At 49.3% G+C, this 10815-nt stretch carries 8 protein-coding genes; 4 read left to right on the forward strand and 4 right to left on the reverse strand.

The window, feature by feature from the left end; genetic code table 11:
* From HKN79_08170 to HKN79_08180, 3 genes are all read right to left on the reverse strand, one after another.
* The coding region (locus HKN79_08170; protein ID NNC83538.1) for an alpha/beta hydrolase at positions 1-1557 on the reverse strand (1557 nt) is incomplete at its 3' end.
* A gap of 45 nt (positions 1558-1602) precedes the next feature.
* Positions 1603-4620, reverse strand: coding sequence for a TonB-dependent receptor (locus HKN79_08175; protein ID NNC83539.1), 3018 nt, complete (start codon positions 4618-4620; stop codon positions 1603-1605).
* Between the two features lie 26 nt (positions 4621-4646).
* A complete protein-coding gene (locus HKN79_08180) occupies positions 4647-5090 on the reverse strand; it encodes a DUF4293 domain-containing protein (protein NNC83540.1) in 444 nt (147 codons plus the stop codon).
* Between the two features lie 242 nt (positions 5091-5332).
* Here HKN79_08180 and rho point away from each other — a divergent pair, with 242 nt between their 5' ends.
* Positions 5333-6919: a transcription termination factor Rho gene (gene rho, locus HKN79_08185; protein ID NNC83541.1), complete on the forward strand. Its 1587-nt coding sequence runs from the start codon at positions 5333-5335 to the stop codon at positions 6917-6919.
* 69 nt (positions 6920-6988) lie between these two features.
* Positions 6989-7522, forward strand: coding sequence for a DUF4199 domain-containing protein (locus HKN79_08190; GenBank protein ID NNC83542.1), 534 nt, complete (start codon positions 6989-6991; stop codon positions 7520-7522).
* Here the strand turns inward: HKN79_08190 and HKN79_08195 are convergent.
* Positions 7509-8867, reverse strand: a complete 1359-nt coding sequence (locus tag HKN79_08195) for a peptidoglycan synthetase (protein ID NNC83543.1) — start codon at positions 8865-8867, stop codon at positions 7509-7511. The two genes, HKN79_08190 and HKN79_08195, sit on opposite strands and share 14 nt — an antisense overlap.
* Before the next feature lie 75 nt (positions 8868-8942).
* On the opposite strand from HKN79_08195, the gene HKN79_08200 reads away from it, so the two are divergent.
* Complete coding sequence (locus tag HKN79_08200) at positions 8943-9797, forward strand: MBL fold metallo-hydrolase (protein NNC83544.1); 855 nt, start codon at positions 8943-8945, stop codon at positions 9795-9797.
* Between the two features lie 126 nt (positions 9798-9923).
* Positions 9924-10815, forward strand: an 892-nt coding sequence (locus tag HKN79_08205) for a WD40 repeat domain-containing protein (GenBank protein ID NNC83545.1), incomplete at its 3' end; no start/stop codon positions are given.

Here is a 10815-nt window from a genome sequence, read left to right on the forward strand (position 1 = left end):
GTTCTCTACATCCGTATCGAACCAACAAGCAGCTTGAGGTCCATCAGCCGTGGCAGCAACATTCGTGGTGGTAACAGCACCACCATCTACAGTGATACCGATCGCATCACAGAAATTATCTGCTGATGCCGGAGGCTCACAAGGGTTTCCTGGTAGTTCGAAAGCACACGTCAGTCTTGGGAGTAGGAAACCATTGATAGTATCCTGAAAAGCATCCGACTGCATTTCCGACATATTCGGGTTGGACTGCAACTGAGCCATGTGCGTAGTCACACCCGGAGCTACTTCTACTTGTGATAGAGGCGCATTCGGATCCCACCACTGCCAAGGAGCAGATATATTGGTCAAGAATGGCTGAAGAGGCTGCACTACAGAGAAGAGGCCTTCTGGTGTAGGATTCACGGTCTCCATTCCTTCATTGGAGGTCTCCCAGATAGTTCCATACAAAGAACGGGCTCTGTCCGTATAAGGATCTCCATCAGGAAGTCCTGCAAATACATCGTTATTACCTAGGTCGTTGGCCTTCTGGATGAAGAAGTTGGAGCCATGGACATCTACTACCTCTTCTTGTGTAGTAGGTACGATCACTGTTCCAGCAGTGAATGGAGCAAAGTCATCTCTTATAGCATGGAAGGCTACCATAGGCACGTCTCCCGCTTCCAACCATGATTCATCCGCTAGCGCTCCACCTGCATTGACCGACATGTGGACTTCAGCTGAAATTCCATTGTCACGGTACAGGTTCAAAGAATTCGGATATCCGAAACCGGATGGAGGTCCTACGACCAAAGTATCGATGTAGGATACAGAAGGGTCAAAGGGATTCGGGAGGAATTTCTCCAAGAAAAGTTCCGTTTCCGGCTTGTCCAAGGTAGTGTAGGCCTGAGCCATATATCCGCCCGATCCTTCACCGAAGAGTGCGATATGGTTGACATCCACTTGGAAATCCACCGCGTTGTCCTTGATGTAACGGACAGCCATTTTCGAATCCTGAAGTGCACGATATACCGCGTTAAGGAGTGTTCCTCTACGTGTCTGAACATCTGGAGCGATCGGATTCCATCCCAATCTGTAGTCGATGGAGACAGCTACGTATCCTCTACGTGCCCAAGCCTTACAGAGATCTACGGCCAAGCTATCGGTCTTCTGACCCATCATGCTACCATTGATCGGAGGAGGAAGGAAATTACCTGTATGCATATATACGATCACAGGTCGTTCCGCCTCGGTATCCACGCCATTGTCCGGGTGATAGATATCCATGCGGATATCGGTCACTTTCAATTGAGTGGTCTCGTCAGCCGGGTTATAGTAAGGGGCTGGATAGGGACTTCCAGCATCTGCCAATGCACTCAAGGTACCTATGTCGGTATTGAGTTGTGCTGAGGCCGTGAGGTCCGAAGTCAAGAAATCGATATTGGTCGCGTAGATGATATCCGATTGAACAGTGATCTGTTCATCGGTGAATACCTCATCGAGGTAACGGGTCTGCGCCCAAGAAAAATTAGCTGCAAGCACGAGAAGTACAACAGCAATAGCGTGTAAACGGTTTTTCATCGTTAGTATTTATTTGTTTGAAAAGAAAAAGGTCGTCAAATGTATCTATTTCAGTTCTAGTAATATAGATGCATAGAGAAGTCTACCAACACGGGGTCCTCCATAGACTTGGAGATTCTTATTGTCGAATGCCTGTTCCCACCGATTCTCCACATTCTGTGCGAAAAGAGGTCGGATGCCCATGATGTTACTCCCGCCAACTTTGAAAGTACACTTCAATTCAGGAACATAGAGGTTCAGCTGTGCATCTAACATATCATAAGTTGGAATGCTACCTGTGAACTGTGGCGAACCTTCGAAAAGGAAGCCCTCGATCCATTTGTAGTTGATACCATATCCGAAGTGTGGGATCTTTTTGAATAGGACCACCTCTCGTGCACTGATTCCAAGATTGAATTTGTGCTTCGGGGTGTTGAATGCAGGGATGATCGGGTCATCCTCACCACTGGTCAATTCGTTGAAGCTATAGTTCCCACTGAGGGCCATTTTCTTGAGATAGTAGTTGAATCCTATGCTGGCTCCTTGGGTGGTCACGATACTCTTTGCATTGGAAGAGACCCTGTAGGCGATGACATTGGTGGGAGGGGAGTTGATGACCTGAGGGTCGAAATCAGCGCTGATACCTAACTCGAATCCGATGAAGTCGGTATAGCGGCTATAATAGACTCCCCCATCGATGAAGAGGCTTTCGCTCAGCTTACCGCGGTATCCCAGCTCGATGGTTCGCACCTGCTCGGGTCGAATCGATTCCACATTGAAGAATTCCAAGGTATCGCGGTCCAGATTGGAGCGAAAGTTCGTGAATGAGTCTATGGTGATCAATGAATCCACACCTTCTTCAAAAGCTCCATTGACATTTCCGAGTAAGATGGCACGTCCAACATTATAATAGAGGTACTGATCGGCCAGGGTCGGATTACGTATTGCACTGGAAAAACTGGCTCTAAAGGTGCTGGTCTCCGAAGGAGTATATACCAAGGAGAATGCTGGTGAGGTGAGGTAGTCGTAGTTCTGATTCTTATCCACGCGCATCGTGAAACTCGCGCGGAGTTTCTCATCGATAAATCGCTTCTCCAATCCGATATACGCTCCCCACTCGCTGTTGGTGATCTCTACCCGACTGGAATCGAGTTTGACCCGCTGACCGTCCTCCAATATGAAATTGCCCAGGCTATCCCTCGCATAGGTATAGCCTAGCGTATCACTGAAAATCGTGCCGCGACTATCGGGGTTATACCAGCGTGCATTGGCGCCTACCGTGAAGTCGATATCCTGCCAATTGAAGCGATACTCCCCTTGAACGTGATTCAAGGAAGAGCGGTCATAGAAACGCGAACCCCCTTCGGTGAAGGTCTTGCTGGTGATCACATCGAAGATGGAATCGAAACGAGCGGTTCCTGGCTCGAAGAAAGCTGGAGTGAATTCGTCTGATAGGGCGTTGGTGATATCCACATTGGCCTGGTACAGACTGTCAAAGAGATCCGGCTCGGTGGCGATGAGGTCGAGCATGAGGTCGTTATAGAAGGCTATGGATGAATCCGGGTCGGAGAATCCCTGTTGCAAGGTCTCGAAGAAGAGATTGTCCACTACCGAAGTGTCCGGTCTGTAGGGTACGATACCAGCATCATAGAAATGCTGGAAGGTGGATTCGGGATTGGAGTCGTCTTCCAGGAAGGGGACGATATTCTGACTCCAAAAGGTCAAGAAATTGGTATTCCAAGTCCCATTGTCCATCTGAGCCTCTTGGATGCGCAGTGCAGTAGTCACGGCATCATACGTACGCCCCGCATCCTCTGAGGTGCGATAGGCACGTATGAACCACTTATCTGCCTCCCCGATCTCCAGTTTGTGCTGGTAGAATTCTACTCCTCGTAACGCATAGCGATTGTCACCTTGGTAGATGGTATTCCCTGTGCTGTAGTTGAAACCATAGTTGGCTGTTATCTTAGGGTCTATCTTGTACAATAGACCTACACTCAGTTTGGTGTTGTCGGTCTCATAGTTCACCAGATCGGTCTCCTTGTATCCATTACGCAGCCATTCGGTCAGGCCGGGACGTCCGTTGAATTGGGACGGTAATAGGTTGTCCGAGTTGTCATTGTTGAAACTCACGTCCTCATCCCCATAGACGTTGACCGCATCATAGCCGAAAGGATGATCGGCCGAGAAAGGCGATCCTTCAACCGGATCCAGATTGTCCGCCTCCCAGTCATCGGCCTCCATATAGAACCAGTTGAGTTCGTACCCGAATTTGGGATCACCGTCCTTATTGGTGGTGAAATCTGCTAGGCGCACTACGCGCTGGAAGAGGGAACGTTCTCCAGCTTTGACCTCTACGCTGACACCTGGGAAACTGAAGGGGTCCTTGGTGGTCATGTTCACCACCCCATTGAAGGCACCCGGCCCGAAGAATGCTGAACTTGCACCAGCTACTATCTCCACGTTCTTCACATCCAGATCGGAAGCGCCTAGGAAATTACCCAGCGAGAAGTTCAGTCCAGGTGACTGATTGTCCACACCATCGATCAATTGCAGGGAGCGCACCGGACTGGTCGAATTGAATCCTCTGGTATTGATGACCTTGAATCCCAGACTGGCCGAAGTGACATCCACCTCCTTCAGCGCGCCTAGGCTTTCGTAGAAATTGCCAGAGGCTGCCTCTTTGATGGCCAGCACATCCATCGACTCAACTGTCAAGGCTGCCTGTTGTTGCTTCTGGGATATCCGCTGGGCCTTTACTTCTACGGCCTCCATCACCACCGCATCGGTCTGCATGGCTATGCGTAGGTTGCTGGCATTATTGGAGGTGACGGTCACGTATTTCTTCCGATAGCTGATGTAGGAGATGAGGAGCTGCAAAGGGAGTTCTCTGTCCGTAGTAAGGATGAATTCCCCGTTGATATCCGTGGTCACTCCTATAGTAGTACCATCTATGACCACCGAAGCACCTATCAGGCCCTCTTTATTGATCTCATCATAGACCTTCCCCTTGATCTCGGTCTGAGCCATCGATCCTATAGATGAGACGATCGAAAAAATAAAGAAGAATAAAGCTGCTCTCATGTGCTTGGGCTATTCGTGGTTCATGGTCAGCGAAGTCGGTCCAATGACTTCACCAGTTCTTCGTCTCGTTTGATAGCTCGGTTGGCGAGAAGGTGGAAGCCCAAGGCGATGATCGGTAGATAGGCTGCCAGATGGTAAGGGTTGGGGTCGGTATTTTCTAGTTTCTCCTGTAGGTCGGAAATACTCAGGAAGATGAGAACGACCATCGTCAGGATGAGAAGATAATTCAGTCTTCCCAGCATCAGTTGCCGTTTCCTATTCTTAAAAGAGAAAAGCACGAAAGCGGTCAACAGTATCACTCCTATGACCAGTCCTGAGATCGGGAAGGGCAAGAAAGGTTCCACATCAGCTCCTTGGATGCCGTGTACATCAAGTATAGTGTCTCCGATAGATGCGATATCCGTTAAGAACATTGCACCTAAACAAAGGATTACCAGTAAAAGAAAGAGGGATTGGATCCGCTGAATCATCTTATGGCTTAAGCTTAGCGGGCGAAAAGATACAATCTCAAGGGCAATTCCAGACCAATAACATGGCAGATCTCCTATTATCTCAGTCAGCCCAAGCACCACTGTCCCTAAATTGTCTTATTATTGCAAGCGAATAACACATCCGGTCTCATTCTGACTCCGGAATTCTATTTCGATTTACATTTACTTACCTCACCTTGGGAGCATCTTCCCGACACATTTAGAATACATTACAGAAAGTCATGTTTGACATTATCGAGTTGAACGGTATGAAAGTGACCGAGCTTCAGGAAACTGCCGAGAAGCTGAACATCAAGAACTACAAGTCCCTCAAAAAGCAAGAGCTCATCTATAAGATACTGGATGAGCAAGCGGTGAATCCGGTCAAGCTCAAAGAAGAGCAAGAGCAGGAGGAAGCCAAGAAGGAGGAACCGAAAAAAGATTCCAAACCCAAAGAGAGTCGTTCCAAAGATTCTTCCAATAAGGACAAGGAACAGGATGACAAGCCCAAATCCCGCAGGGACCACAAGGACTCATCCAACAAAGGCTCTGAAAGGAAAGACTCTGAGAACAAGGACTCCGACCGTAAAGGAGATCAGAAACGCGGAGAGAAGAAAGACGACAATCGCGAGCGCAAGAACGGTCGTGATAGGGACAAGGACCGCAAGAAGAAAGAGCATCCACCCAAAGGGAGCGATGACTATGGCTACAATTTCGATGGGCTGATCGTCCAAGAAGGAGTGCTGGAGATCATGAGCGATGGTTATGGATTCCTGCGTTCTTCCGACTACAACTATCTGAACTCACCGGATGATGTCTACGTGAGCCAATCGCAGATAAAACTGTTCGGACTCAAGACTGGAGATACGGTCAAAGGGAGTATCCGTCCTCCTCGAGTGGGAGAGAAGTATTTCCCTCTCATCAAAGTTGATAGCATCAATGGACGTGATCCGGAATTCGTACGCGACCGTGTTCCATTCAAGTTCTTGACACCTCTTTTTCCAGATGAGAAATTGAATCTGGCCGGGGATAACAAGAACATCTCTACACGCATCATGGACCTATTTGCCCCTATCGGGAAAGGCCAGCGTGGAATGATCGTTTCACAGCCCAAGACCGGTAAGACGGTCCTTCTCAAGGATGTGGCCAATGCCATCGCCAAGAATCACCCAGAGGTCTACCTCATCATCCTACTGATCGATGAGCGTCCGGAAGAGGTGACGGATATGGCGCGATCGGTCAATGCAGAAGTAGTGGCTTCTACCTTCGATGAGCCGGCCGAGCGTCATGTGAAGATCGCCAATATCGTACTGGAGAAGGCCAAGAGACTCACCGAGTGTGGACACGATGTGTGCATACTTCTGGATTCCATCACCCGTTTGGCCCGTGCCTATAACACGGTATCGCCTGCTTCAGGTAAGGTGCTGACCGGTGGTGTGGATGCCAATGCATTGCAGAAGCCGAAGAGCTTCTTCGGAGCGGCCCGAAAGATCGAGAACGGTGGTTCATTGACCATTCTGGCCACAGCACTTACAGAGACCGGATCCAAGATGGATGAAGTCATCTTCGAGGAATTCAAGGGAACAGGTAACATGGAATTGCAGCTGGATCGTAAGCTCGCCAACAAGCGTGTCTATCCGGCCATCGATATTCCGGCTTCCGGTACACGAAGAGAAGATCTCTTGATGGACAAGGAAGTCCTACAACGTGTGTGGATCCTGCGTAAGCATCTGAGCGACATGAACTCGATAGAGGCCATGGAATTCATCAAGGACAGGGTGATGCAGACACAGAACAATGAGGAGTTCCTCATTTCTATGAATGGCTGATATCCTTCAGAACGACTTTAAAGCCTCTCCACCTCGGAGAGGCTTTTTTATTGCCGCTACCTTTGATGCATGATGAGACTGTCGATCATTTTGGTATTCGTCTGGCTGGTATTCAAGTCGGCCATGCTACAATTCGGCTATGAGAGTGAACGCATTGGCGTGATCCTCAACATACTCTTCTTGGTCATCATCATCTTCATGGCGGTACGCAATCTGAGAAAGGATCTTGCCTTCTTCGAGATGCTCAAGGCTGGAATGCGTCCTGCGGCCGTCTATATCATCCTGATCACCTTGGCGATCTTCATCTACTATTCCTGGTTGGATCCTGGTCATATGCCCGGGGTGATAGAGAGTAATATCGATGCCATCGAGCAGACCATCGATGATGAGGGTGGATACGAGGCCTTTGCGAAGAACCACGGCCCTTTGGAATCGGCCGATCGGGGTGAGTATCTAGAAAAACAGCGCGAGGGATTTCAGATGTTGTTCTCCCCTTTTGCTAGGGCCTCCCAGAGTCTCCTTGCCTTGACCATGTTGGCCTTGATCTACTCGCTGATGATGATCGGATTCTACAAGGTGGGCAAAAGATTCATCCAGGAATGAGTTCATCGGCCAAGGCCGGTATATCCAATCCGTTGAAATTCCCGGAGGTCATCAGAAGTAGATTCCTATTGTGCCAGTCCATCTGCCTCAATGCCGTGAGGATCTCTTCCGAGCGTTCATAGGCAGTGACATTGGCAGTGGCAAAGGCCTGCTCGATTTCCTGCGCATCGATGGCTTCCAACCGCTTCTGAGCGACCACGGAAGGGTCGAAGAAGACCAAGGCCTTGTCTGCTTTGGCCATGCTGCCGGCATACTGTGAAAGGAAATCTTTATTGAGGGAAGAGAAGGTGTGTAGCTCCATGCAGGCGATTAATTCCCGCTCGGGATATTGTTCTTTAAGGGCATCAGTGGTCGCCTTCAACTTAGAAGGACTGTGGGCAAAATCCTTGTAGAACACGCTATGCGCATTCTTCTTGACCAGTTCCAGTCTACGGGCTGCTCCACTGAATCCACTGATGCTGGTATAGAATTGTTCCTTACTGAGACCCAGACTCAGGCATACATGCAGGGCTGCATTGAGATTCTGCAGATTGTGTTGACCGAAGACCTCTAGCGGATAGGACTCCGATCCATCCTCGAGATGGGTGACGCCTTGGTCTATCCTATGGGGATGTGTGCTGTACGGATGGGTCACGATGTTTGCGCGTATACTTTGAGCGATCTGCTTGAGCTCAGGATCTTCAGCATAGTAGATGAGGGTGCCGCCTTCTTCAATGGTATCGATGAACAGCCTGAATTGCTCCACATAGTTCTCAAATGTGGGAAAGACATTGATATGGTCCCATGCAATGCCGCTCAATACCGCCACATGCGGTCGATAGAGATGGAACTTGGGTCTGCGGTCGATCGGGGAAGAGAGGTATTCATCCCCTTCTAGAATGATCATGGGAGCATCGCTCAACTTGACCATACAGTCAAAGCCATCCAACTGAGCCCCCACCATATAATCGCACGGGACACCTTGATCCTGGAGTACATGTAGGATCATTGCAGTGATACTGGTCTTCCCGTGACTCCCACCGATCACTACGCGTTGCTTCTCCTTGGACTGCTGGAATAGATATTCTGGATACGAGTAGATGGTCAGTCCCAGCTCCTTGGCCCGGGCCAGTTCGGGGTTGTCTTCTCTGGCGTGCATGCCTAGAATGATCGCATCCAATTCCTCATTGATGCGTTCCGGATGCCAGCCCATCTCAGCGGGTAGGATGCCTTCGCGTTGCAGGCGTGCTCTGGAAGGGTCGAATATCTTATCATCCGACCCAGTGACCTGATAGCCCTTACGGTGGAGGGCGATGGCGAGATTGTGCATAGCTGCACCTCCGATGGCTATGAAATGTACACGCATGCAACGAATATCCACCTGTTGCGAGTTGGCTACATTTGATCGGCCGATAATTGTCAACGACCTGATAAGGAATTCATGCAACTGCACACCATAGAGACCGGATTATTCAAATTGGATGGAGGAGCCATGTTCGGAGTGGTACCCAAATCCATCTGGCAGCGGAGCAATCCGGCCGATGCCAATAACATGTGTACCTGGGCGATGCGCTGTCTGCTTCTGGAAGATGGGGATAGATTGATGCTCTTCGACTGTGGTATCGGTGAGAAACAGGATGAGAAATTCCTCAGGCACTACTATCTCCATGGGGATGACACGCTGGATAAGAGCCTGGCAGCCAAGGGATTCCACCGGGACGATATCACAGATGTCTTCCTTACCCACCTGCATTTCGACCACTGTGGGGGTGCTATCGAGCGTGATGCGAACGGGAATTTCAGACCGGCCTTCAAGAATGCCACCTTCTGGAGCAATAAGCAACACTGGCAATGGGCCACAGAACCCAATCCGAGAGAACGTGCCTCTTTCCTAAAGGAGAACATCCTACCCATACAGGAGAGTGGGCAACTGAAATTCATCGATCGGGGCGAGGGGGATTTTCAGAAGGATGCCCTCTTTGGAATGGACATCCTTTTCGTGGATGGGCACACGGATAGTCAGATGATCCCACACATTTCCTACAAGGATCACACGGTGGTGTACATGGCCGACCTTCTACCTTCTACTGGTCACATCCCACTCCCCTTTGTCATGGGATACGATACCCGACCGCTGCTCACCTTGGATGAGAAAAAGAAGTTCTTGGACAAAGCGGCTGATGAGAATTTTGTCCTTCTTCTCGAGCATGATGCTCAACATGCCGTTTGTACGGTGAAGCATGGGGAGCGCAGGGTGGAAATGGATGAAGTATTTTCGGATTTCAACATTCTTTAAATTATCACTTCTATCTTGAACGCTCTGTTATTCATGGGAATTCCGCAGATGACTACGTATAATACCGAAGGACTTCTTATTCGCTGCTCATTATATTTGGACCAAAGTTCTATACGTATGAGGACCTTGACCATACTAACCTGCCTACTGACCACTATCTGTATCCAAGCCCAGATCAACGACTTCAACACAGAGAAATTCGAGATCACTGAAGATGGGGTCATGGTCCTCTCGATGGACAACGCTCCCGATGGAAGTGAATTGGCCTTATCCACCCACCGCGGTAAACTCCTCTTCTTGGATCCCGAGAGCTTCCAGCTGACCCGGGAGTTCGATATGTCAGGCTTTACAAATGGAGCCCGGATCAGTTATTCACCGGACGGGAAATACTTGATCATGAAGAAGATCCGATTGTCTGATTGGAATACCAACAAGGATAATAAACAACGTATCATCGTGGTGGATGCTCTGACCGGGAATAAAGTGGTCGATCATGATGCGGTCTACGATCTGGCGTTATCCCCCGATGGAGACACCTACGCAATACTGGATAAGGGCCATTTAAAGATCCGCTCGTTATCCCAAGGCAAAACACTGACGCAAGTACAGGATGAGCGTTTGCAGTCCTCGATCACCTTCGGCCCTGAAGGAGAACTTATATACGCGAGTAGGGGTTTTGAGAAATCGGACCTAAAGAAGGACCCTCGATTCAAGAAGAATCGCAAGGGAAGGAAGGCTTTTTCCAAGTTCCAACAGACCGTGGTCGGCTATGACGTGAATACGGGTGAGGAGCGTTTTATTTCCCCAGATAATATGGATGAGATCTACGATATGCGATGCAGCCGGAGAGGGGATTGCATTCTTATCTACGCCAAACAAGATACACGGGTCAACGTGGTCTCCACGACCAATTTCATCCTACAGATGGCCCTCTCTGACGGCATGTTGCTTCGAGAGCAATTCAACAGTAAACTCCCTGACCCCGATTACAAGGAGAATCTCGAGCAGGACATTATAG

The sequence above is a fragment of the Flavobacteriales bacterium genome, assembly GCA_013001705.1.
GTDB lineage: Bacteria > Bacteroidota > Bacteroidia > Flavobacteriales_D > JABDKJ01 > JABDLZ01.